Annotated in this window: 21 protein-coding genes and 1 pseudogene; 10 read left to right on the top strand and 12 right to left on the bottom strand. The window is 57.5% G+C overall.

All coding sequences use genetic code 11. The features are described 5' to 3' along the window. The first annotated feature begins 8 nt into the window (after positions 1-8). The 3 genes from GN112_RS05675 (at position 9) to epmA (ending at position 4,061) form a co-directional block, all read left to right on the top strand. The gene (locus tag GN112_RS05675) at positions 9-1,703 is read left to right on the top strand and encodes a hydantoinase/oxoprolinase family protein (RefSeq protein ID WP_155309341.1); all 1,695 of its coding nucleotides are present in this window, start codon (positions 9-11) and stop codon (positions 1,701-1,703) included. Between the two features lie 94 nt (positions 1,704-1,797). Next, positions 1,798-3,120 (top strand): histone deacetylase family protein, encoded by a 1,323-nt coding sequence (locus GN112_RS05670; protein ID WP_155309340.1) that lies wholly within the window; start codon positions 1,798-1,800, stop codon positions 3,118-3,120. A 5-nt stretch (positions 3,121-3,125) separates the two neighbouring features. After that, a complete protein-coding gene (epmA, locus tag GN112_RS05665) occupies positions 3,126-4,061 on the top strand; it encodes an EF-P lysine aminoacylase EpmA (RefSeq protein WP_155309339.1) in 936 nt (311 codons plus the stop codon). Positions 4,062-4,152: 91 nt separating this feature from the next. Here epmA and GN112_RS05660 read toward each other — a convergent pair whose 3' ends face one another. The 7 genes from GN112_RS05660 to GN112_RS05630 form a co-directional block, all read right to left on the bottom strand. Continuing rightward, positions 4,153-4,506: a TusE/DsrC/DsvC family sulfur relay protein gene (locus tag GN112_RS05660; protein WP_155309338.1), complete on the bottom strand. Its 354-nt coding sequence runs from the start codon at positions 4,504-4,506 to the stop codon at positions 4,153-4,155. A 5-nt stretch (positions 4,507-4,511) separates the two neighbouring features. After that, positions 4,512-7,166 (bottom strand): molybdopterin-dependent oxidoreductase, encoded by a 2,655-nt coding sequence (locus GN112_RS05655; RefSeq protein ID WP_155309337.1) that lies wholly within the window; start codon positions 7,164-7,166, stop codon positions 4,512-4,514. A 165-nt stretch (positions 7,167-7,331) separates the two neighbouring features. Next, a complete protein-coding gene (locus GN112_RS05650; RefSeq protein WP_155309336.1) occupies positions 7,332-8,690 on the bottom strand; it encodes an MATE family efflux transporter in 1,359 nt (452 codons plus the stop codon). Between the two features lie 232 nt (positions 8,691-8,922). Then, positions 8,923-10,122, bottom strand: coding sequence for an ABC transporter permease (locus GN112_RS05645; RefSeq protein WP_155309335.1), 1,200 nt, complete (start codon positions 10,120-10,122; stop codon positions 8,923-8,925). A 75-nt stretch (positions 10,123-10,197) separates the two neighbouring features. Beyond that, positions 10,198-11,403 carry an ABC transporter permease gene (locus tag GN112_RS05640; protein WP_155309334.1) on the bottom strand — a complete coding sequence of 402 codons (1,206 nt, stop codon included), beginning with the start codon at positions 11,401-11,403 and terminating at the stop codon, positions 10,198-10,200. After that, on the bottom strand, positions 11,400-12,080 hold the full coding sequence (locus tag GN112_RS05635; protein WP_155309333.1) for an ABC transporter ATP-binding protein: 681 nt from the start codon (positions 12,078-12,080) through the stop codon (positions 11,400-11,402). The genes GN112_RS05640 and GN112_RS05635 overlap by 4 nt, the downstream gene beginning before the upstream one ends. Beyond that, positions 12,077-13,261 (bottom strand): efflux RND transporter periplasmic adaptor subunit, encoded by a 1,185-nt coding sequence (locus GN112_RS05630; RefSeq protein ID WP_155309332.1) that lies wholly within the window; start codon positions 13,259-13,261, stop codon positions 12,077-12,079. Before GN112_RS05630 ends, GN112_RS05635 begins: the two co-directional genes overlap by 4 nt. 406 nt (positions 13,262-13,667) lie before the next feature. Between GN112_RS05630 and GN112_RS05625 the strand changes: the two genes are divergently transcribed. From GN112_RS05625 to GN112_RS05610, 4 genes are read left to right on the top strand one after another with little or no spacing between them, the layout of a single operon-like run. Further along, complete coding sequence (locus GN112_RS05625; RefSeq protein WP_155309042.1) at positions 13,668-14,537, top strand: hypothetical protein; 870 nt, start codon at positions 13,668-13,670, stop codon at positions 14,535-14,537. Further along, positions 14,495-16,057, top strand: coding sequence for a DDE-type integrase/transposase/recombinase (locus GN112_RS05620; protein ID WP_162458774.1), 1,563 nt, complete (start codon positions 14,495-14,497; stop codon positions 16,055-16,057). The genes GN112_RS05625 and GN112_RS05620 overlap by 43 nt, the downstream gene beginning before the upstream one ends. Then, entirely contained in the window at positions 16,054-16,788 is a 735-nt protein-coding gene (locus tag GN112_RS05615) for an AAA family ATPase (protein WP_155309044.1), read from the top strand. Before GN112_RS05620 ends, GN112_RS05615 begins: the two co-directional genes overlap by 4 nt. Positions 16,789-16,801: 13 nt before the next feature. Then, a complete protein-coding gene (locus GN112_RS05610; protein WP_155309045.1) occupies positions 16,802-17,260 on the top strand; it encodes a hypothetical protein in 459 nt (152 codons plus the stop codon). Between the two features lie 862 nt (positions 17,261-18,122). On the opposite strand, the gene GN112_RS05605 is transcribed toward GN112_RS05610, so the two are convergent. Together GN112_RS05605 and GN112_RS05600 are read right to left on the bottom strand one after the other, a co-directional pair. Continuing rightward, the gene (locus GN112_RS05605; protein ID WP_155309331.1) at positions 18,123-18,650 is read right to left on the bottom strand and encodes a universal stress protein; all 528 of its coding nucleotides are present in this window, start codon (positions 18,648-18,650) and stop codon (positions 18,123-18,125) included. Positions 18,651-18,856: 206 nt separating this feature from the next. Then, positions 18,857-20,089: a Tm-1-like ATP-binding domain-containing protein gene (locus GN112_RS05600; protein ID WP_162458795.1), complete on the bottom strand. Its 1,233-nt coding sequence runs from the start codon at positions 20,087-20,089 to the stop codon at positions 18,857-18,859. 501 nt (positions 20,090-20,590) lie between these two features. Here GN112_RS05600 and GN112_RS35125 point away from each other — a divergent pair. After that, positions 20,591-20,671: pseudogene (locus tag GN112_RS35125) on the top strand (hypothetical protein); the annotation flags it as partial. 76 nt (positions 20,672-20,747) lie between these two features. Here GN112_RS35125 and GN112_RS05595 read toward each other — a convergent pair. The 3 genes from GN112_RS05595 to GN112_RS05585 form a co-directional block, all read right to left on the bottom strand. Continuing rightward, positions 20,748-21,692 carry a diguanylate cyclase gene (locus GN112_RS05595; protein ID WP_197743273.1) on the bottom strand — a complete coding sequence of 315 codons (945 nt, stop codon included), beginning with the start codon at positions 21,690-21,692 and terminating at the stop codon, positions 20,748-20,750. A 163-nt stretch (positions 21,693-21,855) separates the two neighbouring features. Beyond that, positions 21,856-22,518 (bottom strand): response regulator transcription factor, encoded by a 663-nt coding sequence (locus tag GN112_RS05590; RefSeq protein WP_155309329.1) that lies wholly within the window; start codon positions 22,516-22,518, stop codon positions 21,856-21,858. After that, the gene (locus GN112_RS05585; RefSeq protein ID WP_162458794.1) at positions 22,481-24,727 is read right to left on the bottom strand and encodes a cache domain-containing protein; all 2,247 of its coding nucleotides are present in this window, start codon (positions 24,725-24,727) and stop codon (positions 22,481-22,483) included. Before GN112_RS05585 ends, GN112_RS05590 begins: the two co-directional genes overlap by 38 nt. Before the next feature lie 72 nt (positions 24,728-24,799). Between GN112_RS05585 and GN112_RS05580 the strand changes: the two genes are divergently transcribed. Both GN112_RS05580 and GN112_RS05575 read left to right on the top strand, forming a co-directional pair. Beyond that, positions 24,800-26,038, top strand: a complete 1,239-nt coding sequence (locus GN112_RS05580) for a CaiB/BaiF CoA transferase family protein (RefSeq protein WP_155309327.1) — start codon at positions 24,800-24,802, stop codon at positions 26,036-26,038. 28 nt (positions 26,039-26,066) lie between these two features. Further along, positions 26,067-26,705: an MBL fold metallo-hydrolase gene (locus tag GN112_RS05575; protein ID WP_155309326.1), complete on the top strand. Its 639-nt coding sequence runs from the start codon at positions 26,067-26,069 to the stop codon at positions 26,703-26,705. Positions 26,706-26,726: the final 21 nt, after the last annotated feature.

Below are 26,726 nucleotides of genomic sequence, written 5' to 3'. Positions count from 1 at the left end.
ATGGCACCATGATCATCGGCTTGGATGTAGGCGGTACCCATACGGATGTGGTTCTTCTGGGGCAAGAAGGGCTGGTGCGCCAGAACAAGGTGTCGACCAACCCTGCAGACCTGTTCACCACCGTTCTCAGCGGCCTGGAAAAGATTACCGACGGCATTGATCCCCAGTGTATCAAGCGGGTGGTGCTTTCCACCACCCTGGCCACCAATCGCATTGTCCAGCAACGTATGCCCGATGTGGGAATGATCATTTCCGCCGGACCGGGCATGGATCCGGAATTGTTCCGAACCGGTCCCCACTACCATGTGGTCAGTGGCGGAATCGATCACCGGGGGCGGGAAATCGCCGCTGTCGACGCCGACGAGGTTCTCAAGGTGGCCGACACCCTGGAACAGAAAGGAATCCGCTATGTGGGGGTGGTCTCCAAGTTTTCCGTGCGCAACCCGGTCCACGAACTGGCCATCCAGGAGGCGCTCGGTGAACGGTTTGAAAAGGTATTTCTGGGGCACCGTATTGCCGGTGCACTCAACTTTCCGCGGCGGATCGCCACCACGTTCCTGAATGCGTCGGTTTATCCGATTCATAAGGAATTTTTCGAGGCGGTGGTCAATTCCCTGGCTCAGAAGGGACTAAATTTGCCGATCCGCATTCTGAAACCCGATGGCGGCAACATGCGTTTCGATGCCTCCATCGATCATCCGGCCCAGACGGTGCTTTCCGGTCCGGCGGCCAGCGTCATGGGCACCGTGGCCTTCGCCCCGCAAAGTGACACCTGCCTGGCAATGGACATCGGCGGGACCACCACGGACATGGCGGTATTGGTCAACGGCGTTCCCCTGCTGGACCCCATGGGCATCAAGATCGGTGAACACAAAACCCTGATCCGTTCACTGGACACGATTTCCATCGGTGTCGGCGGTGACAGTGTCGTTCGCGTGGTGGACGGTCAGATCCACATCGGTCCCGACCGGCTGGGCGTGGCCATGGCCTATGGCGGCCCGGTGCCCACGCCCACGGATGCCATGTTCATTCTCGGCGTTGGCGAGGGGGGCGACCTGGAAAAATCCCGCGAAGGGATTCAGGCGCTGGCCGACGAATTGGGCATTGATGTCGAGACGGCGGCGCAGCAGATTTATGACAAAGCCTGCCAGACCATTCTGGATGAAGCCGGCGCCATGGTGGAGCGCATCAATGCCAAACCGGTTTACACGGTTCACGAACTGTGGGAGGGTAGCCGCCTGCAGCCCCGTCACATCATGGTGCTGGGAGGACCGGCGCCCTGGTTTGCCAAGGGCCTCGAGCGTCTGGGGGACTGTCCGGTGGAAGTCGTACCGCGCTGGAAAGTGGCCAATGCCATCGGTGCCGGATTGGCACGGACCACCTGTGATGTGACCCTGTTTGCCGATACCGAGAGAGAGATCGCCACGGCGCCGGAAGAAAGTTTTACCAAGACCATCCCTTCAAGTTACAGCAAGGCGGATGCCACGGCAATGGCCCTCGACCTGTTGCGCAAGAAAGCCATTGCCCGGGGTGCCAATGCCGACCATCTCGAACTGGAGGTGGTCGAGGCGATGGAGTTCAATATGGTCCGGGGTTTTTTTACTTCCGGCAAAAACATCCGGGTCATGGCCCAGGTCAAGCCCGGACTGATCCACGGATACGATCCCATCGCCGAGAAGATAATGGGCGACCATTTCGTGTAGATGTTGATGCGGTATTGCACGTTGCCGGAAGCCGCGTGCCTGTTTTAAGGCCAATCGTTTTCAAGTCAATTCATGTCAAGCATCGGAGTCTGCCATGCTGCGTGCCAGAAATAAAACCGGTCTGGTCTTTTTTCCCGCTTTCGACTGGGCCATCAGCCCCACCCACCCGGAGCGCGAAGAACGCCTCCTGTACACCCAGGACCAGGTGTTTGAGGAAGGCATCCTCGATATTGAGGGGATCATTGAGTACAAACCCGATCTGGTGACCAAAAAGGATGTCCAGCGGGTCCACTTCTGTGTACCGGACTTGTGGGCCGTCATGACCGAGTCCCACTTCATCAGTGCCGGCGGCGCCAAGACCATCGCCATGGCGGTTATGGACAAGCAGGTGGATTGCGGATTTGCCCTGGTACGGCCGCCGGGCCACCACGCCAACCGGGTGGTGCACGGGGCCAGGGGCTTTTGCAATGTCAACATTGAAGCCATCATGATCGAATATATCCGCAAGGCGTATGGCGTCAACCGGGTGGCCATTGTCGATACCGACTGCCACCATGGGGACGGCACCCAGGATATTTACTGGCACGATCCCGACACCCTGTTTATCTCCATCCATCAGGATGGCCGTACCCTTTACCCCGGCTCGGGCTTTCTGAGCGAGATGGGCGGCCCCAACGCCGTGGGTTCGACGATCAATATCCCATTGCCACCCAACACTTCCGAGGACGGGATCCTGCATGTCATCCGGGAAGCGGTGCTGCCGATCCTGGAAGATTTCAAGCCAGAGATCATCGTCAATTCCGCCGGCCAGGACAACCACTATTCGGATCCCATTACCAATATGAATTTCTCGGCCCAAGGGTATGCCGAACTCACTACGCTGCTCAAACCCGACATTGCCGTATTGGAAGGCGGGTATGCCATTGAGGGTGCCTTGCCGTATGTCAACGCCGGCATTATTCTGGCCATGGCCGGCATGGACTACAGCCACCTGAAAGAGCCCGATTACAACCCCGAACGGATCCGTCAGAGCCCGGAAGTGAACCGCTGGGTGGAGAAAGTCTGCAAAAAGGTGCTGGAAAACTGGTACAAGCGCCGCCAGCTGGGTGAGATGGCCCGGGGTGACAACCGTTTCATAGAGCGTGACCGTAAGATTTTCTACGATACGGACAATATCTACGAGCGCCAGCATGAAACGCTGCGGGTCTGCGAGGCGTGTGGCGGCGCCCTGAGGATTGACTCCGAGGCTCAGGAGCGCAAGCACATCCTTGCGATTCACATACCCCGCAACGCCTGCCAGGATTGCCACGACCAGGGACTCGCCTGGTATGAAGAGGCCGACGCCGACGCTTACGACAAAGTTTATTTGCAGGATCGGGCCGCCGACGTGATGAAGGAGAAGGTCAAACCGGCGTGAGCTTCATGGACGATCAGCCCTCTTTTTTTTCACGTCAGATCGTCATCCGGGAGAACCTCGATCAGCGGGCGCGAATCATTGCCGCCGTGCGCCGTTTTTTCCATGACCAGGGGTTTCTGGAAGTGGAGACGCCGGTGCGGATTCCGGCACCGGCGCCGGAAGCCCATATCGATGCCCAGGCCGCCGGCGACTGGTACCTGCATCCATCGCCCGAGCTGTGCATGAAACGGCTCCTGGCCGCCGGGTACGGAAAGATATTTCAGATTTGTCGCTGCTTCCGCCGGGGGGAGCGCGGCGGGCGCCATGTGCCGGAAATGACGCTTCTGGAGTGGTATGCGGCGGGTGGGGACTATCGTGACATGATGGTCCAGTGTGAACAGTTGATCGCCTTTGTGGCCGAGCGGCTGGCTCGCGGCCGGCGGCTTGACTACCAGGGATGCACGGTTGACCTCACTTTGCCCTGGGATCGCCTGACCGTCGACGACGCCTTCCGGCGGTTTACCGGAATGAGCGCCGCAGCGGCCCTTGCGCAAGGCTGCTTTGACGAACTGATGGGCCTTGAGATCGAACCCCGCCTCGGCCGGAAGCGGCCGCTGTTTCTTTACGATTATCCGGCGGCCTGCGGCGCCCTGGCCCGGCTCAAGCCAGGAAACCCCATGGTGGCCGAACGTTTCGAACTTTACATGGCCGGCATGGAGCTGTGCAACGCCTTTAGTGAACTCACCGATCCGGATGAGCAACGCACCCGCTTTGAAAACGAAAACCGCGCCCGTGAAGCCGCCGGAAAACCTGTTTATCCCGTTGCCGAGCCATTTTTAAACGCCCTGGCCGCCATGCCGCCTGCCGCCGGAAACGCGCTGGGGGTTGACCGGCTGGTCATGCTTTTCTGCAACACGGCGTCCATCGATGACGTGATTGCCTTTACGCCGGAAGAGCTGTAATCCGCAGTATTGACGCCAATTCCCCCCCCCCGACTGGATTTGTGGCCGGTGACAAAGGCTATATTCTCAGCCTCGGCTGCGCATTTTCTACCTATCCGCCACATCCTTTTGGTTTGGGCAGGCCCGCCAGGCGCTTTACCCCGCGGGCCATGCCGTCCGGAAAGAGCGCTTGGATCTCTTGAATGCTCATGCCGGTGCCCAGTTTGATTCTGTGGTTGATGGGTTCCTTGCCTTCTTCCAGATAGTAGTTCCGTACAAATCGCAGCACCCACCAATGCGCTTCACTCAAGGTTTCGAGGCCCGCCTCGCGCGCCAGGAACAGGGCCACCGCTTCAGACCACAGAAGGGGGTCGAGCAGGTAGCCGTCCCTGTCGAAAACGATGTCCCGGCCGTCAATGCGCTTGACGATTCGCTTGGGACCGCTGCTGTTTATCGAGAGAACCATTAAAATCAGCCATTGGTGGATTTCAGTGCTGCCAGAACCCTGTCCGGCATTGCCGGCATGCTGTATAGCCGGACGCCGATGGCGTCCTCAATGGCGTTGATGATGGCCGGGTGCGTGGGGACCAAGGTAAATTCGCCGACGCCGATGGCGCCCAGCGGTCCATGGTCACGCGGCGTTTCCAAAAGGATCGTTTCCATCTCGAACGCGTTGGTCGCTCTTGGGAATTTGTAGGAGTTCCAATCGACCGTTTCTCCGTGAACATACTCCTCGCGCAGCGCCATGCCCGCCCCCATGTCCATGCCGCCTTCGATCTGACAGGTCACGGCCAGGGGATTGATGATTTTGCCCGGGTCGACCACGGCGGTCATCTTCACCACGTTTACCTCACCGGTTTCCGTGTTGACGGCCACCTCGGCCATCTGAACCCCATGGCAGTATGCATCCCAGACCTTGCCTTGACCGGTTTTAAGATCCATGCCGGTGTGGGACATGGTGTTGATGCCCATGTAGCGGGCGGGCTTGCCGGCTTTTTCAAGCTCCTCGCGGGTGTTGGCGCCGGTCTCTGCCATGGCCGCTTTGAGGGCATCGACGGCCTTGACCAGGGCCTGGCCCGACATATAGGTTTGCCTGGATCCGGCGGAAACGCCCGAATCCGGCGTCGTTTCCGTATCACGGGTAATCAGGCGGATTTTTTCCATGGGCAGATCCATCAGATGCGCGCCAAGTTGGGTCAACATGGCGTCGTTGCCTTCTCCCGGATCGGCGACGGACCCGTAGATCGACAGTCCGCCGTCGGGATCGATTTCAACGGCCACATGCGAGACATCGCCGGGTTCGCCGACCCCAAAGCTGGAACCGGCAAGGCCCACACCCCGCCTGATCGTGCCGGATTTGTGCGCTGCGGCTGCCTTTTTGGCCTTTTGATAGTGGGGTTCGAGGCGATTGAGGCAGCCGCTGAAGGCCCATTCATCAGCCTCCTGGCCGTTGGAGGTGGTCTGCCCCTTTTGCAGCGTGTTGATGCGCCGGAATTCATAGGGATCCATGCCCAATTTGGCCGCCAGAAGGTTCATGCAGGACTCCACCGCGAAATTGGCCTGGGGGGGCCCTGCACCGCGGGCCGCGCCGCCCCAGGCATCGTTGGTGTAAACCAGTTTGGCGTCGACTTCCACAGTGGGAATGTGGTAACCGCTGCTCAGCATTGCCAGGGCCCTTTCGATGATGTTCGGGCCGATGGACATGTAGGCGCCGTTTTCGACGATCATCTCCATCTCAATGCCGGTGAGTTTGCCATCCGCATCGGCGCCCATGCGTGTTTGCATATGGAAGGGGTGCCGTTTGGGGGTGAGCCACATGGATTCCTCAAGACTCGGGATATAGCGCACCGCCTGCTGGAAATGCAGGGCCGCGGCCGCGGCAAGGGCTTCGGAGGTAAGGTCGCACTTGATGCCGAACTGCCCGCCGGCAAACGCCTCGATGTAGCGCACGTTGTCCCAGCCGACGGCATCCTGAATCATCTGGGCATGCTGGTGGATCCAGATGGAGCGGCCGATGACAACCAACTGGGCGTCTTCGCCACTGCCGTCCAGATACGCCACCGTGGCTTCGGGTTCCAGGGGGGCCTGGTGGATCAGGGGAGAGTAGAAATTCCCGGAAACCACGACCGGCGATTTCTCAAGGGCTGCCTTGGCATCTCCTTTGATCTGACCGGCGGTGTGGCAGATGTTGGGCGTGCCCGGATGAATTTCCGGAGCCCCTTCTGCCATGGCCGCATGGGCATCCCGCATGGCTGGAAGGACCTCGCAATCAAGATTGACCGCGGCGGCCGCCGCCAGGGCTTCCTTTTTCGTGCGTGCGGCCACGATGGCCACGGCGGCGCCCAGAACCGGCAGGTTGTCGGAGCACAATACGGGTTGGTTGTCGCCCAATCCCATGTTGTTGGCGCCCTTGATGTCAGCGGCGGTCATGATGCCGACCACCCCGGGCATTTTTTGAGCTTCAGCGAGGTCGAGTCCCTTCAGCCTGGCCCGGTGATGGGGACTGCGCACAACGGCAATTTCCAGTGCTCCCGGCATGTCGATGTCCGCGCTGAATTCCGCCAGGCCGCAGGCTTTCATCATTGACCAGGGGCGGGAATGGGAGACACCCATGGGGTTGTCGTCAACCTTTGAGCGCAACTCTGCCGGGGTGCATTCGCCGCGCAGGAAACGCCCGGCCAGCTCCACGGCTTCGAAAATTTTGGCATAACCGGTACAGCGGCACAGGTTGTGTCGCAGTCCATGTTGGATCGCTTCGCGGCTGGGGTTGGGGTTGCTGTCCAGAAGGACCTTGGTGGCCAGAATCATGCCCGGGGTGCAAAATCCGCATTGGATCGCTCCGGCCAGCACAAACGCTTCCTGAATCAGATGAGGGTTGGCGGGCGTGCCCAGCCCTTCCACCGTGATCACTTCGGCGCCTTCCAGGGCGGTCACCTTTTTCAGGCAGGAGCGTACGGTTCTGCCGTTGACGATCACCGTACAAGCGCCGCATTGGCCTTTGCGGTCGCAGGACTGCTTGGCGCCTGTCAGCATCAGGTCTTCCCGCAAAAGATCCAGCAGCACGCGATCTTCGGGAACGATATGCTGGCGCCGAACGCCATTAATAGTCAGACTGATTCGTTTCATAGTTTTCTTTTTCCTGTTTTTAAATGGGTTCCAGGTATTGTTTCAGTGAGAGCATCTGTTTTTATGCAACAGTGGGGTAACGTCGATTTGTGCACGATGTCAAGAATGACACAACGTGATATTCATATTGAAGGTGTTTTTTTCTGTCAAATAAAAAACGGCAACCTAAATAACGCGAATGCCTTTCCAGCGCCCTTGACGGAATCGCCAGAAGGAAACCAGGCACAGCGAGATCACATACAGGGTCAAGGTGATCCAGCAGACCAAAAGGCCCCCTTGCAGATAGGCGATGATGACCGTCAGCGGCACGATCATCATCAGGAGTGTCACCACCCCGATGCTCCACATGATAAAACGGGTGTCGCCGGCGCCCTTCAGGACGCCGATAAAGGTGAAGTAGAGGGCGTCAAAGGCGATGAACACCGCCATGGTGCGCAGCACGATGGTCCCGTCGGCCAGAAGCCGGCTGTAGGCGGGCGTGCCGCGTTCGGCGGCCAGAAAGAGTTCCAGTATCGGGTGGGGCGCCAGGAGGAAGATCAGGTCCAGGCAGAAGATGTAGGCCATGAGGACGGTGATGGTCTGGCGGGTGAAGCGCAGGGCCGCCGGGATATCGTTGCGTCCCAGCGATTGTCCTACCAGGGTGGAAAGCCCCATGGAGAACCCCACCGCGGGCATGAAAGCGATGGACTCCAGGGAGAAGGCGATATTGCTGATGGCCAGTTCGGCTTTTCCCAGCCGGCCCATGGCGAAAATAAAGAAGGTGAAGGCAAATACGTCGATGGTGAACTGCAGGGATGCCGGCACGCCTTTGCGTACGATCCGCAGGGCCAGTGCCGGATCGATTCGCCATCGGGACAGCACCCCGTAAAGCCGGTCGTTGTCGCGGGTGAAAATCAGCCCGGCGAACAGGACGGCGATCAGGCTCCAGGCGCATACGGTGGCGATCCCGGCACCGCGAATGCCCATCTGGGGGAATATCCAAACTCCGTTGATCAGAGCATAGTCCAGGGGAATATTGAATAGCATGCCGATGACATTGACTACCATCACCGGACGCGTTTGGCCCCTGCCGGAGAAAAAACAGGCCAGTGCGGTACCGGCCACGTTGATCCCCCCACCCAGACACAGGATCCGGAAATAGACGCTCTCCAACTGTTGGACTTCCGGCGGGTGCCCCCCCAATCGGAAAATCGGTTCGGCCAGCAGCGACATACCTGTCAGCACCACGGCCGCCAGCGCCGAAAAATAGATTCCCTGCCAGATGCAGGGGCCGATGCGGGAGGACGCGCCGGCCCCGGTGTACTGGGCCACAAAAACGTTCAGGTAGCCGGTCACCCCAGTAAAAAACGTCAGGATGAGAAAAGTGGCCACCCCCGCGGGCAAGGCGGCGGCAATGGCATCGATGGTGTAGTTGGCCAGAAAGATGCGGTCGGTGAATTCCATGACGGTGGTTGCGGCCATGGAGAAAACCAGGGGCAGACTGACCGAAAACAGTTCGCGGTAGCAATGGGGATAATGAGGCATGCTGGTCCCGTATGGTCACGGCTTATTTTGATGAGTCAGACACCCTAACCCATTAGCTCCTTGAATGCAAACGGCTTAGGATCTTATTTAACCTGTCCCCAGCAACTTCCTGTTCCGGAAACTGGGGTTTGTCGCCATCTGCATCAGGGGTGGCGCTGATGGCGGTCACCGCCGGTTTCTCACCATCCGCCGTGTTCAACTTGGCCGAAGTGTCGCTGGCGGTGACATGGATTCACTCCGCCCGTAGCGCCTCGATGGGGTCCATGCGGGCCGCCTGACGGGCGGGCAAGATGCCGGAGAGAAGGCCGATGACCGCGGCCAGGGCTTCAGCCAGGATGGCATAGGCCAGAGGTGTGTGTGTCGGCAGCTTGGGGAGCAGTGTTTCCAATAGCCAGGCTCCGCCGCTGCCCAGAACGATGCCCGCCACTCCACCGATGGCACCCAGCAGGGTGGCCTCAATGGCAAACAGGGCCACGATTCCATGGCGACCGGCCCCCAGGGCACGCAGCAGACCGATTTCCGCACGACGCTGGCGGACGGCGATGGTCATGATCGTGGTGATGCCCACACCGCCCACCAGCAGCGAAATGCCGCCGATGGCTCCCACGGCCAGGGTCAGTACCCCCAATACCGATCCGAGAACATCCAGCATCTGATCCTGGGTAACGATGGTGAAATCCTCACTGCCATGGCGGGCGATCAGAAGTGTTCGGATCCGCTCGGAAATTCCCCCGGCATGGCTGCCAGCGGCAAACAGGGCATCGATCTCCATGAGGCTCTCCCGGTTGAACATGGCCAGGGCCCGCTGGGCCGGCACATATACCGCATCGTCCAGGTCGAAACCGAGCATCTGTCCCTTGGCGGCCATGACGCCGATGGTCCGGTAACGGTCGCCGCCGATACGGATACGCCGTCCCAGCGGATTGGTGTTGCCGAAAAGTTCATCCGCCACCCGGCTTCCCAGCACGGCATAGGCCCTGGCGTCGGCCGCGCGGTCCGCTGGCAGAAAGCGTCCCCGGGACACTGCCAGCTGCCAGACCCGCGGAACGTCGGCATCTACCCCGAACACATAGGTCCGTCGGCTGCGCTTGTCGAATTCAACGGCGGCATTGCCCTGTACCACCGGCACGGTGGCCTCGATGCGGGGAATCCGGTCCAGGGCATCGGCATCGTCGATGGACAGGGGCCGGACATTGCTGATCAAGGCCCCGGACATGCCCGTGGTGGAGGCTCGACCCGGCGTGATTCCGATCAGATTGGTGCCGAACTGGGTGAATTCGTCCAGGATGAAGCGGTGGATGCCTTCTCCCAATGAGGTGAGCAGCACGACGGCACCAATACCCACGGCGATGCCCAGAACCGTGAGAAAACTGCGCAGACGCTGGCTGACCAGTGCATCCAGCGCCCAGTGAATGGCGTCACGAAAGTTCATGATGAATCAGGATGCTGTCGATTCTAAAATACGATAAAATGCCTTCATTTGGCCTTTTGCATTTGACATTTCCCTTTATTTCTCAGCCAATGCTGCCACCGCATCCAGCCGGGCCGCGCGGTCGGCCGGCAGTATACCGAAAAGCGTGCCGGCAAACATCGCCGTGGCCGTGGCCGCCATCGGTGACCACCAGGGCACCAACAAGGAAAATTGCGGGAAGAATCGTTGCAGTACGGCCAGTCCGGCGACGGAGAGCAGCAAACCGGCCATGGCACCGGCCAGAGAGAGCAGGGTGGACTCCACGAGAAAGAGCAGCAGTACCTGACGCCGGGTCGCGCCGATGGCCTTGAGCAGGCCGATCTCCTCCGTGCGCTGGGAGATGGCGATGAGCATGACGTTCATGATCAGGATGCCGGCCACGGCCAGGCTGATGGCGGCAATGCCGGCCACGGTGAGGGTAAGGGTGCGCAGGATGCGGTCGAAGGTGGCCAGCATGGCGTCCTGGGTGATCACCGTGATGTCGTCCTCACCATCGTGGCGGTCGCGGACGATGGCCAGGATGTCCCGCTTGGCCCGGGAGATGGCATCGCGGTGTTTGGCTTCCACCAGCACCCGGAAAAGGGTGTCGGTGTTGAACAGGGCGGTTGCCGATGCCACCGGGATGATGGCCACGTCACTGATATCTACGCCCAGGGACTGTCCTTTGCGGGCCAGGCTACCGATCACCCGGAAACGGCGCTCACCGATGCGCACGAAACGGCCCAGGGGGGATCGGTTGCCGAACAGCTCCTTTCTGGCCGTGTGTCCCAGCACGCAGACCGCTTCGGCCCGGAGGATATCGCCCTCCGGAATAAAACGGCCGTTGGCCAGGGTCAGGTTGCGCACCGCCAGAAGGTCGGCCGTGGATCCGAGAATGGAAATTTCCCGTTCGCGATTGCCCGTGGAGACCGGTGCGGAACCGACCACGATGGGGGCTACCCGGCGTACGGCGTGGCTGCGCGACAGGGCCACGGCATCGCCAATGGTGAGGTCCCTGGGGGTCTGGCCCATCATGGGGGGGGGACCGCCGATGGTTTCGGAACGGCCCGGCAAGATGACCAGAAGGTGGGTACCCAGGGAACTGAACTGGGTGGTGACATAGTGGCGGGTGCTTTCGCCCAGGGTGGAGAGCAACACCACCGCAGCCACGCCAATGGCCATGGCCAGCAGCATCAGTCCCGAGCGCAAGGGATAACCGGAGACCGCCCGGGAGCAGAAACCGAAAACATCCGTGGTTTTCATCCCTTCCTCCGGTCATCGGCGACGATGCGGCCGTCGACCATGCGAATGCACCGGTCGGCGCGATCGCCGATCTGCGGATCATGGGTGACGATCAGCACGGTCATGCCTTCCCCCCGCAATGACTCGATAGCCTGGATGATTTCCCCGCCGGAGGCTCGGTCCAGGTTGCCGGTGGGCTCATCCGCCAAGATAATGGCCGGATTCATGATCACGGCCCGGGCAATGGCCACCCGCTGGCGCTGACCGCCGGAGAGCTGGTCGGGTCGGTGCCCGGCCCGGTTGGCGATGCCGAAGCGCGTCAGGGCAGCCTCCACCCGCGATCTGCGCTCACGGACGGGAATGCCGGCCAGCACCAGGGGCAGGGCCACGTTGTCCGCGGCGGTCAGACGGGGAACCAGATGGAAAAATTGGAAGATAAAACCGATCCGGTAACGCCGCAGGCGGGCCTGCCGGTTATCGCTCAGGTCCGTGGTATCCTGGCCGTCAATGCGGTAGCGGCCCTCATCCGGACGGTCCAGCAGACCGAGGATATTGAGCAGGGTCGATTTGCCCGATCCGGACGGGCCCATGATGGAGAGATACTCCCCTTTGTCGACCTGCAGGCTGACCCGTGCCAGGGCATGCACCTGCTCGCCGCCCACCGGGAAGATCCGGCTGACTGTTTCCAGATGAATCACGGGGACGCCTCGATCACGACGGCCGGGGCGCCGTCTTCGAGATCCGGCACGTCGACGTTGATCACCACCTGCTCGTCCGCTTCGAGGCCCTGGCGCACCTCGGTAAAATCCCAGTTGGAGAGACCGGTTTCGATGGTGCGGCGCTCGACGGTTTCGCTGGCCGGTTTGAACACAACCACCGTATTACCGGCCATCACCGCCTCAGTGGGCACCCGCAGCACATCCGGCCGCACATCCAGGATGACCTCGATATCGGCACTGTAGCCGGCCAGCAGCAACGGGAACTCCTCCGTGTGAGCAAAGGCCGCTTCCACATCCACGGTACGGGCCTGCTTTTCCAGATCCAGCACGTAGTCGGCCACCCGGCGGACATGGCCCTGGAAGATCCGGCTGCCATAGGCATCCATGGTGATGCGGGCCGACATGCCCACCTGGATGTCGGCCACATCCACCTCGTCGATGGGGGCGATTACGTAGAAGCATCCCGATGCGATGATATCGATCACTGGCGGCGTGGGCACGCCCAGGGGGGAGGGCGTCACATATTCGAAACGTTCGCCGTTGATTTCACCGATCACCCCGTCGAAGGGCGCCAGCAGTCGGGTACGCGCCAGATTGGCCGCCACAACGGCCAATTGGGCTTCGCGGACGGCGATCTCACCACGGGCGGCCGTGCATTCGGCGGCCAGGGCGTCGGCTTCGGCCACAGCGTTTTCCGTACGTTCCTCGGTGCCCACGCTGGATTTCAGCAGGGTTTTCAGGCGCGCGGCGTTTTTGGCCGCTACGGCCGCCCGTGAGCAGGCCGATTGGGCCCGGGCCCGGGTGGCGGTCACCTCCCGCCGGGCCAGTTGTACCTGGGCGGCCAGGTCCTCGTTCCACAGTTCCAGGAGCAGATCTCCGGCCTTGACCCGGTCCCCCTCGGCCACGGGCAGCCGGGCGATCTGGCCACCGATGCTGGGGGAGAGCTTGGCCCGCCGGCATGCTTTGACCGTTCCGGCACGGGTGTTGGCCACCGTACGTTCGACCCGTCCCCGGGTGACGGGCCTGACCACCACCTTTAAGGGATCGGGGCGGGTGGTGTACCGGAAGAGCCAGAACAGGATCGCCAGGATGAGGAAACAGAGACCCCACCGGACGATTTTTCCAAACCAACGGCCCTTTGGCGGAAGATTGCCTGCCATGCGGTTCACCCATTTGTTTTTGCCTGAAAACCTGTCGTAGCTCACGAACTCAGAGACTCGCATCTCACGGACTCAGAGACTCAAAGCCCACTAACCCACTGACTCATTTTCAATTGTAGAAAAAAATATAGAACAAATAATCACGGCTCAGTCCTCCTCACCTCACTCACTCCGAACCTCCCATCACATACCTTGGCAATCGCATGTCCGCCCCCTTCAATTTTCATTCAGAGAGTTATCAAAAACAAAATCCGGTGCTCAGCATTTTTCACTGAAGCACCAGTTCATTTGTTCACCCGTAGAAAAAGGGTATTATACAGGGAGTTACAAACCGATTAGGAGGCGGGCTACAGAATTCGTCGATAAGGATGAAGGGGGCATTGGCCTGCCCCCTTCGGCAACCAAGATGGAGGCACCCATCCCGATCACCATAGCAATTACCAATGCTACCTACATTTGCCTTTATTCGCAAGGACTTCTTGCCGATTATCTGGCAGAGACGATCTGTCCAAAATGTTCTGTTGATTGCGCTTGCCAGCAGCCACTGCCATCGCTTGAATTGACCAACTCTACCGTTTGTCGCACTTTGTACAAGCTTGAAAAGGATCACGAGGGGATCGATACGGTGGTCAAGGATATGGCCCAGATTGTTCTGGTCAGATGTCCCATATGTAAAAGCCGGTTCCGGTTGCTCCCGGCGGATATTCTTCCCTACAAACTTTACTCACTTTCGGTGATTGAGCTCTCGGTAAGCCTATACAACCGAGGAGACATGGCATTGCGCCAAGTGGTATGGGATCATCTTTACGGTGATCACACCCCTGAGCACGCGACACTTCACGCATGGACAGAAGGGTTGGGTGCCTGGTGGCTGGGCAGGCCGATGGGGGAAACGGCCTTTTCAATACCGGCCACCCGGATCCAGGCGGAGTTGGAAATCCGTTACCCACAGATGTGTTCATTGCATGGTCAACCGGTTTGGATCAACCCGGATCGTTACCGCAGCCAGGGGCGCCGGGAACGTCTTGAAGCCTGCAAACAATTTGAATTTGTCAGTACGCTGATCGCGTCCGAAAACCCGCCAAACTTCGCTGAACTCAACTGTCTCATCGTCAGTTGGGGCAATTCGTTCGGCCTTGGCTTTAAAACCGGCATTAGCTGCACGGCGGCTGAACACATCAATTTTAAAAATATGCGAACATGGGGCCACATTCTTCCAAAGGAGCCCTTGTCATGTCCGATTCATGGGAGATCGCCGCCTGGCGGTTCGAAATGATCAGTCCACTTTTGGATGACAAACTGACCGAAGCAAAAAAACGGCACATTCTTAGCGATCGTACGCGGAAGTCTGTTCAATGGCCGTGTTCGTCCCAAAAAAGGCCGATCGGCAGAAGCACACTGTTCCGATGGCTGAAAGACTACCGCGAAAAAGGCTTTTTGGGGCTGATGCCCAAGGTCAGAAAAGACAAAGGGATGGCCCGCACCGACCGCTGTGAACAGGTGAACTACGCCCTGGGGCTTTTGTACGAAGAGCCCGGACGTTCTTTGACCCAGCTGATGATTTACCTCGAATTGGAGTTCGGTGAGCTGTCCATGAGTCGCTCGACCCTTAGCCGGGATCTTCACGCACACCCGGCGTTTATGGGCATTTTGCGACGCCGAAAGACAGCAGGCAAAAAACTGCGGGACCTGTACGAGACCGACCAGCCGCACGAAATTTGGCAGTTGGACGCCAAAGGCCCGTTTTCAGTAATGTTGACCAACAGCCAAACGATCCGGGTCCATGTGCTGTCGATTCTCGATGATTTTAGCCGTTACATTCTGGCCGCCATTATCGCACAGGCTGAAAATATCCAAGCCGCCGTCAGGGTCTTTCGCCTGGCCGCGTCCAAGTGGGGGATTGCCCTTCGCATGCAGTTCGATCGCGCCTCGGCTTATGACTCCGAAGTCTTCCGCACCGGCCTTGCCTTTTTGGGGGTTCATCGAAACTGGGTAAAATCCCGCAACCCAGAGGCACAGGGGAAAATCGAGGCTTATCACCGATCCCTGAAAAAATGGTTCGTCAAAGAGCTGCCAAACCAGGAGGTGGTCGATATCCATCATCTGGAGGCCCTGCTTCAGGCGACGATCGCTTTGGTCTACAACCGGCACCACCATCGTGAAATCAAGATGACCCCGGAACAAGCCCTGGCCCGACGCATCTCAACACGGCGCGTCGGTGCCGACCAACTTGCCCAGGCATTTCAAATTGCCGCCCAGGCCAAAAGCCACCCGAAGACCGGCCAGGTGAATCTACCCAACGGCCTTTTCCGTGTGCCGGCCCGCTTTGCAGGAAAAAAATGTCATTTTCGCTATGATCCGGTAAACACAGACCAAGCCTTGCTGATCATCGATGACGCGCACCAGATCCCGCTTGAACCCTTCACCAAAAAGCATCCCTTCGATTTTCAAAAGACAGAGGAAAAACGGGGCACCGGCCAGCTGCAAAAACTTCTGGATGTCTGGCAGGGTCGCTGCCGGCCCAATGCCCAGCCCGGCTTCGGTTTGCCGGAAGTGTTTCGTGAGTTCAGCCGGCTGCTGCAGCGCCCCGTTCCCATCGACCAACGAGAAGCCGCGGCCATCGAAGCCTTTTATCGACAAAACGGCCCGTTGCCCGCACAGCCGTTTCGCCGGGCGATCGACAAAACCGCTGACGCCCTTGGACCCAACCGTGCCCTGAAAGCCTATCTGCAATACCTGGAAAGGCTTGTAAAGGCACAGATAAAGAAACCCGACCCGCAGGAGGAACCACTATGAACCCATCGTCCTACTTTGCCTTTGACGATTTTGCACGGGCGCTTGAAAACCTTGAAAACGCCTTTCGAAACGAAAACGACCGTTATCTGATGTTAACCGGCGAGACCGGTGTCGGTAAAACATGGCTGTGCCGGCAGTTGAACACCGTCCTAGACCGCTGCCGGCATCGCGTGTTCTATTTTTCTCACGCACGTCACCTGAGTGCAACCGCCCTGATCCGCGTGCTGGCAACCTGGATGAGACTGCCCACCCGACGCTCTCACAGCGAAACGCTCCAAGGCCTGATATCCGCCCTTGGCGAACACCCCCACCAGTTGCTGTTATGGTTCGACGAAGCACACGAACTGGCCGATGAAACCCTGCTGGAGGCAAAGGCGCTGGCCGAAAGCGACCTTGACGGCAGTTGCCCGGTACGCATCCTTTTAATCGGCATGCCTTTGCTGCGGGACAGAGTTCAGGCCATTGCCCCTTTGTGGCGGCGTATCGTGGTGCGCGAAGAGTTGACCGGTCTGACATTCGATGAACTGCCCCCTTTTATCGAACATCACTTCGGTGCCGAAAATCTGCAGCGCATCTGTCAGCAGGGGCTGCATATCCTGTTTGAACGCGCCAGAGGTATCCCGGGCCTGGTTGTCCCCAGGTTCAAAAAAATCCTGGCCGAAAACAAATCCGGCGGCCCCATCGATCCTTTGTTTCTCGACGACATGCTCCAACGCTGGGAACTGACATGAAAGGGGATATGCCATGAACCCGCAGCAAGCCGAAATCCTGCGTGACATCGTACAGCGTATGATGGCGCGCTACATCACCGTCAGACCTCAGGGCATCGATCTGGGTAACAAAAGAAAACCGATCCCAGCGCTTGACAGCCGGATCCTTGATTACGGCGCCGCCCGAACGCTCTACCGGAACCGACGCCCTGTCTGCCGATCTCTGGATGCCGTCAACCCCATCGGTGATACGGAAAAACGCTGCCAGAAATGTCTCGACAGAGATCAATGCACCGGTCAGGTGCGCTTGGACCTGCTGTTCGACAACACCCCTTACAGGCTCCTGCTCGCCTACACTTCCGCTAAAAACTTCCTGATTTACACCGGTAAACTCGTTGAAAAAAAACTTGAAATTCGTTCAATCAATACCAAGATCGTCGTTGTTAACAGAGGCTCATGGGGTGAGTTGCGGTTCTGCGTTGCTGACGTGTAGCGGATAGATATACTGGTTTCTTGTTGTAAGTCGGTTCTTTCCGGTTGTTGGCGAAACGTCATCCACGCGGTAAGCTTTATCATTTGTTCATTTGAACGCGTCTCGATTATGAACGATATGATATAGGTTAACGCGGCGATATCGGATGTCATCCGAATGATCTCATGAAACGTGGGATGACAGTCTCAAAAAGCGTGGCACACGACATGAAAACCGGTTCCCGGCGTTGCTCGTTATGGGGAGACGGCTGCCTCATCCATCGATGCGCGTGCGGTATGAAGCAATAAATGACATTGTAATGCGATTTGGGGAGGATTGAAAAGGGGATATTGTCCTGCTCTCAGGGCAATCGCACGTAACCTTGGTATGTGATGTGCCCTACAGGGTGATCGTGTACGGATTTTTACTATGATCCAAATCCAAATCCAAATCCAAATCGAAATCGGAATCGCTATCGAAATCGAAAAGAAATGGGACGGAGACATGCAGACTGGATGTCTAACGACATGGGAAACAGGAAAACCGGGAACCGTCTATTGCCCTTTTGTCAACCAGTGATTCCAATATACATCGTCGATCCCGATTCCGATCCCGATTCCGATTCCGATTTCGATCCCGATTTCGATAAACCTGAGTTACATGCGATTGCCCTGGTCCTGCTCCGTCTGAAGGTGACTTTTTGCGAGACCGTCAATCGTGATTCATCTACACCGACAAAAGGGCATTCGGCACCTGAAAGAATGGCATGGGACACACCTTCGCCCAAGGAATGTCCCATGCGGCCCTGGCTACCAGGATTGGGTACAGGGCAGGACGAACGGAGAGTCTCGAACCGTTTTTTGGCGGCCGAGAACGGCGCTCATTACAATTGTACGATACCGCTTGGCGGAACGATGGTGACCGGTATTTTGGAAAGCCGGATAATGGTTTGAATGGCTTTGGAAACGTGGGATTCCTCAGGTGCGCTGGCATGAGCGCTTAATACGATCAGGTCGCATTCTTGTTCATGAGCCGTGGTGATGATCTCTTCGACCACATCTCCTTTTTTGACCAGAATCTTGTCTTCCTGCAAGAGACTTTCCGGACGCACGCCTGAAAAGTCTTCCATCAGCTTGTTCAGCGCCGCTTTTACCAGATCACTCTCTTTGCGTTTGCCGATCAGGATCAATCGCGCGTCCTCTTCATGTTCCCGCATGATTTCTTCATAGCGTTCATCGCCAAAAAGATTTTTTATCCTCTTTTCCAGTGAGACGGGTTGCGCAACGATCACATGCAATAGCGTGATGCGGCCCTGGCAGGCCGTCGCGATGTTAAGTGCGTACGAATAGGCATCCCTGCAATCATTGGACAAGTCAGTGGCAAAAAGAATATTTTTATTTTTCCAGTTCATTGTTCACCTCATTCAGCGATCGTTAATCGTGGATGGATAAAGATTGCGTTCAGCGGCATTCTATAGCATTCAAGATAATATTTTTGGGCTGCGTTATCGCTCGTTGCAGTATTACCATACGACTTCCTCCCTCTGGCCTTACCAAAAACATTATCTTAAATATTATATCATCCGAATGGTCTCCTGAAAATGACAGCGGAGCGTCATTACACGATTTCCGCAAAATACTTGACGCACAATTCAGCAATCCGGATCATGAACTCCAGGTCATCCCAATGGCAGTCGAGAATTTCGAGATTGATTTTGGGATCGAGTTTTTCTTTAAGCACATTGATGAACGCGGCTCTGCCTTCAGGATTAAAATACATTTTCCCTTCGCGATCATAATTGAAAAAGCCTTGGCTCGGCACGACGACGGCCACTTTGCCTTTCGAGGCGTTAAGCCGGGTGCACATCAACTCTGCCGTTTCGATCATCTCTTCAATAGTCGGTTTTGCCGTCCCCAGAATCTCGTTGTGTTCGATGGTAAACCGGCCCTGTTCCTTATACGCAGGCATTTGCAAGGTGTTCATGGTAAAGACCCCGATGGCACCGGGCGCCACAATGGTGGGGATCCCCATTTCTGCTGCGGCCATCAACCGGTTGCGTGAGTGGCAGGCGCCGCCAGTGACTTCGTGGAGCAGTTCGAACGGACAAAGATCGAGCATTCCACCGATCACCCCTTGCCGGATCAGATCTTCGAGAATCCCGGTTTGTATGCTTGCCGAATGGGCGATCGCGACCTTAAAGCCTTTCTCTTCCAACAGCCGCTTAATCGAGGGCACGCAGGAAACGACCCAGCCGATGGCCGTCAGGCCGATCCATTTGCCTTCTTCCAAGGCTTCTTCTTCCAGCACGATATTGCTGATGGTCGACGCTGCCCGTTTGAGGTCCCTTTTGGACCATTGGTTGAGACCGAAAAAATCAGAGATGGGTTGGACCAGAATGACGTCGGACTTGATGAAATGGGGATGCAGATAATCGGAAACCGCGACGGTGGAAATCAGCACTTTGGGGAAACCCACCGGCAGACATCGCATCGAGCGCAGGCCAATGGCCGTGCCCATGCTTCCTCCGATGGCCAGGATGCCGTCGATTCTTCCATTCTTGAAAAGATCAAGAATAATCGCTTCCGCCCCCTTGGCCAGTTTTTCTACGGCGACTTCATAACGCCCCGCCTTTGCATCGGCAATTAGTTCTTCCAGTGACGACCCGATCGACTCGGCAAGTTGCTGCCGCGGAAAATCCGGAGCAAAATTTTTGGGGTCTTCTCTTAATCCGAGGTCCAGCACCATGCAGCGAATACCTTTTGATTCGATGTACTCCTTCAGGTACAGAATTTCATCGCCCTTGGTGTCGCAAGTTCCGGTTATCAGAATCGCTTTCTGTTTGATGTCCATTTGGATCCTATCCCCATGTTTGATGTCAGAGTCGGTCATAAATGGTTTCGCGTTGTTTTTCAATCTGAATGAAGAACCGGTTCAGAAAGTGAATACCGTTGTTTCCCAATAGGCAAAATGCTAGGCGATTTCTGTCAAAGAATATACCCGCCTGCTTGTCTTTTCATCCGTCTTCTGCGTTGGGCGTTTCCACACATAGCCCCACTATGCGTAAAAAAGCCCGCCTTGAATACGAATGAAAATCCTGCGCATCCTGGTATATTCTTTTCCGCCAATCGCCTTTTTGATAAACGCGCCGCTTGCCGCAAGCATCAGCACATCATCAAGAGGCCAAGGCTATAATTATCAGGCCCTGGCCACGCGCATCATCGGCAAGAACATGAACCCCTATATCATCGAGCCGGCGTTTGAGGAACAAGCCGATTTTCAACACGAAGGAGAAGCGTTTCTTTTTGTGCTGGAAGGGACCCACGAGTTGGTGTATGACGGAAAAAATATATCATGGAAGAGGGGGATTGCGTTTATTATGATGCCAATGTTCCCCATACCGGTAGAAGCATTGGTTCCAAACGAGCAAAATTACTGGCCGTCTACTTCCTCAGTGCTTCTTTGTTCTCCACGTTTTCTCCGATGTCAACCTTCATCTCTTGCCAAGACCCTAACCGGCGAACAGGTGTCCCTGGATCCGGTTGCGGCCCTGATTTTTGGCCTGGTAGAGCAACTGGTCGACCGTCTGGAGCAGCGATTCCGCACTCGCGGCCTGTGGTGGCGTGGCCGACGAAAGGCCGGTAACGCCAAAACTGGCAGTAATCCGGATCGTGTGTCCGCCGGTTTGGACAACTAACGATTCAACGCTTTGGCGCAGCCGTTCGGCCAAGGTCATGGCACCGTCAAAATCAGTTTCCGGGAGAACGACGAGGAACTCTTCCCCGCCGTAGCGACCAACCCAGTCCACCTGTTGCCGTACGGCGGCGGACAGGCATCGGGCGAAGGCCTGCAACACGGCATCGCCGGATAGATGACCATAGGTGTCATTGACTGTTTTGAAATGGTCGATGTCACACATCAGCAGGGTAAAATCATGGCGATAGCGAACGGACCGCCTGATTTCCTCGGGTAACCGCTGATTGATGTATCCCCGGTTGTAAATGCCGGTCAAGGGATCGGTGACGGACATCACTTGGATTTCGTCCACCGCGTCCCTGAGGGATTTTTCAAGCTGCAGAACGCGGATGCCGGTCTTGATGCGGGCCATCAGCTCGGCGTGGTGAGCCGGCTTGGTGAGGTAGTCGTCCGCACCGGCGTTCAGGCCCGAAATGATGTCCTCCTTGCCGCCTTTGGACGTCATCATGATCATATAGACATATCGGCCCGGGCTTTCCCGCCGGATGGCTCGGCATAACTCCGGCCCTTCTATCCTGGGCATCTGCCAATCGGTTAATACGATCGGAAAAAAATGGCGCCGGAAGAGTTCCAGAGCCTCATGCCCATCGGCTGCGGCAGTGACCATGAACCCCGCTTTGGCCAATAAGTTTTGGAACAGCCGCCGGGATATGGGATCGTCGTCGGCCACGAGAATTTTGTAAGATTTGTTTTCGGTCAATGGTTGCGATCCAAGGGAAATAGGGATTGGGAACGGTTATCGTATTGATTTTTATACTTTAAATAGTAATGTTCGTATAAAGTCAACTGTTTTATTTTGTGTCGCCGCAACGTTTTTCTGTACCATCCCGATCCCGGGGCAAGCGGATCGAATTCTGCCTCCCTCATTTCTCGGTGATCTTCAGGTAGTGCACGGCCGCCTTGACCAGTTCGGTATAATGCTTCAGGTTCAGTTTTTCTTTGATGCGTTCGCGGTAGGTACCGATGGTTTTGATGGACAGTTTCATGCGCTCGGCGATCTCGCGGGTGGATAGCCCCTGGCCGATGAGGCGAAAGGTTTCCAACTCACGGCTGGTGAGTGCGTCCAGGGGGGAGGTGTCGGCAGTATTGTGCGGGGAGACCAGGCGCTGGAAAACCTTTTCCTTGACGGCCTCGCTGGCATACACCTTTCCCTGGAGTACCTGATGGATGGCCTCGACCACGACGGCAATGGCCTCCTGCTTCATCAGATACCCCCGGGCCCCGGCCATCAGCGCCCGCTCGGCATACAGGGATTCGTCGTACATGGAGAGAACCAGTGTGGGCAGGCCCCGGAAACGGGCGTTGATTTCCCCGATCAGATCGATTCCATTGCTCTCTTTCAGCGAGATGTCAACGATTATCAGGTCGGGAGAGAGACGCTGGATCGCCTTCATTGCACCCGACGGTGTCTCCTCGCTGCCACAGACGGTCAGATCGGCGGCTTTGTTGATCAATTCACTCATGCCCAGGCAAAAAACCGGATGGTCATCAACGATCAGAATTTTTCTTTTCGGTGGGGGTGCCATGATTGCTCTTGCCGTGTTCGCGGGAATGCGGAGCCGACGCCTTGAGGAATACATGCACTGTCGTTCCGGTTCCCGGATTGCTTGTGATTTGAAATACCGCACCAATTATACTGGCACGGTACTGCATGATTTGCAAACCGATTCCGGTGGCGTCGCTTTTTTCGGGAATCCCCTTGCCGTTGTCGATCACACGAAGGTGAATGTGCTCTCCTTTTTGGGCCAGCAGGATGGCGATATGGTCCGCCTGGGCGTGCTTGACCGCATTCTGCACGGCCTCACGGGCAATGTAGTACAAATGCATGGCCACGGTATTGTCCGTCATCACCACCGTTTCATCACCATCGAAGCGGCAGGCGATTTTGGACGTTGCCTCGGTCTGGCGGGCAATATCTGCCAGGGCGACGAGAAGACCATGGGCCACCAGGTGAACGGGACACAATCCCCGGGCCAGACTGCGCGCCTTGTCGATTGCTGCGGCGATCAGGCCGACGATCTTGCCGGCCAACGGCAGGCTGGTAGAGGTCTCCTCGCGCAGGTTTTCAACCAGTACCGTACCCAGCCCCTGGATGCCGATCAGATGGGGGGCCAGGTCGTCGTGCAGGTCCTGGCCGATTCGACGGCGCACCCGGTCGCCGATTTCCATCACCTGGTTTTGGAGTTTTTGGGAATGGGTGACGTCCCGCAGAATGATGACGCTGCCGGCCAGTTTCCCGTGGCGGTCCAGGTAGGTGGCCCCGCTGATGCTGACATCCACCACGGCCCGGTTTCGGGTATAGCGGCGGGTGGGAATCGATGAAATGGTTTCACCGGAGAGCACTGCGGCGATCATGCGGTTGGTCTCCTTCCAGTTCTCGGCAGGGACGAAGTGGTCCATCTTTTTGCCCAGGCATTCATCAAGGGACCAGCCGAAGATGCGTGTAAAGGCCGGGTTGAAATAGGTCACCAGACCGACCGGATCATAGATGACGATCGGATCGGGAGCCGCTTCCATTACCGAACGGTAGCGGGCTTCACTTTCCCGCAGGGCCGCCTCCACACTGCGGCGTCGATCCATCTGTTTTTCGAGGTTGTCGCGATAGCGCTCGATCTCATCGGCAAAACGGTTGTAGTAGGTGGCCAGTTGCCCGATTTCGTCCCGGGAGCCGGAAACCATGCGGGCGGAGAAGTCCCCGACGATCATGCGGTCGAAATGGTGCATCAGTTTTTTCAGCGGATCGGTGATCGAGGCGCCGATCCTGAACGAGATGGGCAGCACCAGCATGAAGGTCATGATTGCCGTGGCGATGATCAGGTTGCGGATGGTGCGTAAGGGGTCGTAGAATTCGTCCAGGTAGCTGGACGAGGCCACAATCCAGTCGTACTCCGGGATGTGGTTGAAAATCACCATCTTCATCCGGGCCCTGGATTCGCCCGGGTTTTTCCAGGGGTAAACGATTTTACCGGATTTTCTCCGCTGCATCTCTTTAAGGTACTTGTCGGGCAGGTCCCTGGCCTCGAACAGATTGACGCCCTGGAGCTTGGGGTGGATCAGAATACGGCCGCTGCCGTCGATCACGAAGGCATAACCGGTCTCACCGAAGCGTGGCTCGAGAACACTTTTTTCAAAATCCCGGACATTGACCAGGCTGTTGAACTCGTTGCGGTAGGTGGAGGCCGAGACGATCCAGTCCCAGGGCGCGAAATAGACCATGTACAGCGCCTTGGGCCTCGCTGCCGTCTCACCGGGGTTCTTCCAGTTGTATTCGATGTAACCGATTTTGCGGGCCAGCTGTTCCCGCACAAAGGCAAAGTCGGCCACATTGGTGCCCAAAAGGGCCGGCTGGGGATGGACCTTGACACGGCCGACACTGTCCATACAGTAGATGTAACCCGAATCGCCGATGGTCTGGGCCAAAAGGACATGGGCCGCCATCTGCCGGGCCTTGGTCGGGATGAGCCTGCCGTTTTGGGTCTGGTCGTAAAAATAGCGGATGATCTCCAGGTTTTTTTCCGCCACGGCGCGTAGGTGATTTTTGATGGAGACCGCCGCGGCGGTTTTTACCATGTTGAGGATGGCCGTGGTGTTGTTATTCAACTCCCTTTCCAGTTCGGCGGTGATTTTGTCGCGTACCACCATGTAAATGAACGCGCTGCCGATGGAGATGGAAAGAATCAGCACGACGCTGTAACTGATCAGCAGCTTGTGTCGGATACGGATTTTGTTCAGCATCAGTATTCCCGTTTGCTCCGGCTTGCTGTATGATTTCGAATCGATGGCATTCAATCCAAGGTAGCAGAGACGATGCAAAAAGAACAGCAGGCAGGGCAGATGCTGGAGGGGGTCCGGGTGTTGGATATCTCCAACCTGATTGCCGGGCCCGGCATTTCGACCATCCTGGCCGATTTCGGCGCCGATGTGATCAAGGTGGAACATCCTGACATCGGTGATTACATACGCAACTGGGGACACCGGAAAAACGGCGTGCCGCTGGCCTGGAAGTCCCACGGTCGCGGCAAGCGCCTGCTGGCGGTCAACATCAGCCGTCCCGAGGGGCAGCAGGTCATCCGCCGGATCGCAGCGGATGTGGATGTCATGATCGAAAGTTTCCGACCCGGCAAACTGGAGTCGTGGGGGCTGGATTATAAGACCCTGGCCCAGGACAATCCCGGGCTGATCCTGATCCGCATCACCGGCTGGGGCCAGACCGGTCCCTACCGCAACCGGCCGGGCTTCGGCACCCTGGCCGAAGCCCTCAGCGGCTTTGCCCATATCACCGGTCAGCCGGCCGGGCCGCCCACGCTGCCCTCATTTGCCCTGGGGGACGGTGCCACATCACTGGTGGGGGCCTATTCGGTGATGATGGCCCTTTACCATCGTGATGTGCATGGCGGCAGCGGCCAGACCATCGACCTGAGTCTTTTCGAATCCATGTTCAGCCTGCTCGGCCCCCAGGCCATTGAGTACGATCAACTGGGCATCATCCAGAATCGCGTGGGCAATCGTTCCCCCCGCGGCGTGCCGCGCAATGCATACGAAACTAAGGACGGGCGCTGGGTGGCGATCTCGGCCTCGGCCAGTGACATGGCCTTCCGGCTTTTCAGGGCCATTGGCCGGGACGACATGGTCGACGACCCGCGTTACGCCACCGCAGCCAGCCGGATAGAGAACGGGGATACAGTGGACGGCATTGTTGCCGACTGGATCCGCCGCCGGCCGTTAGCCGACGTGCTGGCCCGGCTGGAATCCTTTGACGTACCGGTCAGTCCGGTTTACGATATCGGCCAGATCATGCAGGATCCCCAATACCGGGCCCGCCAAAGTATTGTCCAATTGCCCGACGAGGATCTGGGGTCGGTGAAAATGGCCAATATCGTACCCCGCTTTTCGCGCACGCCGGGAACGATCCGCCACACCGGACGAACGGAGATGGGGTATGATACGCAGTCGATTTTGCGATCCATCGGTATGACGGATGGAGAGATCAACGCCTTGAGTGAAAAGGGAACCATTCGCATCGCATCGCGAGGACCAAAGAAATAACCATTACATTGAGGGAGGATAGATAACCATGTCAGTTGAACCCATCGAACACATCAAATGGCTGGGGCATGACGGATTTGAGTTCACTGCCGACGGCGTCGTCCTGGTCATCGATCCGTTTCAGGTGGCCGATGCACCCAAGGCCGACATCATCCTGATTACCCACGTTCACCACGATCATTGCTCGCCGGATGATATTGCCCGCCTGGTCAAGCCCGCCACGGTCATCGTCACCGAAGCGGAGTCGGCCGAAAAGCTGGCCGGCCTCTGCGATGACATCCGGGTGGTCACCCCCGGTGATCGCCTGACGGTCGCCGGCATTCCCATCGAAGTCGTTCCCGCTTACAATACGGACAAAAACTTCCATCCCAAAGCCAAAAGCTGGCTGGGGTTTATCGTCACCATTGACGGGACGCGGATCTATCATGCCGGAGACACGGATCTGATCCCGGAGATGAAGTCTTTGAATGTGGATATCGCGCTTCTGCCCGTTTCCGGCACCTACGTCATGACTGCCGACGAGGCGGCGGCCGCCGCCCGGCTGATCGACCCAAAAACCGTCATTCCCATGCATTACGACGCCATTGTCGGCAGCAAGGCGGATGCCCGGGCATTGGAAGCGGCATTGGGCGATCGCATGAGGGTGGTGATTCTCGAGAAAAGTTGACCTGCCGGGGAGGTTAAAAGC

This window comes from Desulfosarcina ovata subsp. ovata (assembly GCF_009689005.1).
In the GTDB taxonomy this organism is placed as follows: Bacteria; Desulfobacterota; Desulfobacteria; order Desulfobacterales; family Desulfosarcinaceae; genus Desulfosarcina; species Desulfosarcina ovata.
The sequence above is the reverse complement of the archived record's forward strand: the minus strand, read 5'-3'. Positions and strand labels throughout refer to the sequence as shown.